Origin of the sequence: Paraburkholderia sp. SIMBA_030 (genome assembly GCF_046535245.1) — a bacterium.
In the GTDB taxonomy this organism is placed as follows: domain Bacteria; phylum Pseudomonadota; class Gammaproteobacteria; order Burkholderiales; family Burkholderiaceae; genus Paraburkholderia.
Map to the genome: position 1 here is coordinate 1 of NZ_JAWRXB010000727.1, position 265 is coordinate 265.

Consider the following 265-nt stretch of genomic DNA (forward strand, 5'->3'; position numbering starts at 1 on the left):
CTGCAGGATATGGTCCGCGGTGCCAAAAGCATTGACGAAGGCTGGAAGTCAAAGGACGTCCGAGAAACACTGGACCTCTGCCTGGCCTGCAAAGCCTGCTCCAACGACTGCCCCGCCGGTGTGGACATGGCCACGTACAAGTCGGAGTTCTTCTCTCACTACTACGAGGGCAAGCTCCGCCCCATGTCACACTTCTCCCTCGGATGGTTGCCGCGCTGGCTGAAACTGACCACGCTGATCAGCCCGCTCGTGAACATGGTGCTTG

Annotated in this window: 1 protein-coding gene; it reads left to right on the forward strand. The window is 59.2% G+C overall.

Annotated elements, in window-relative coordinates; translation table 11 throughout:
- Positions 1-265 (forward strand): hypothetical protein (locus SB772_RS41870; protein WP_410838758.1); only part of this gene is annotated, 265 nt, incomplete at both ends.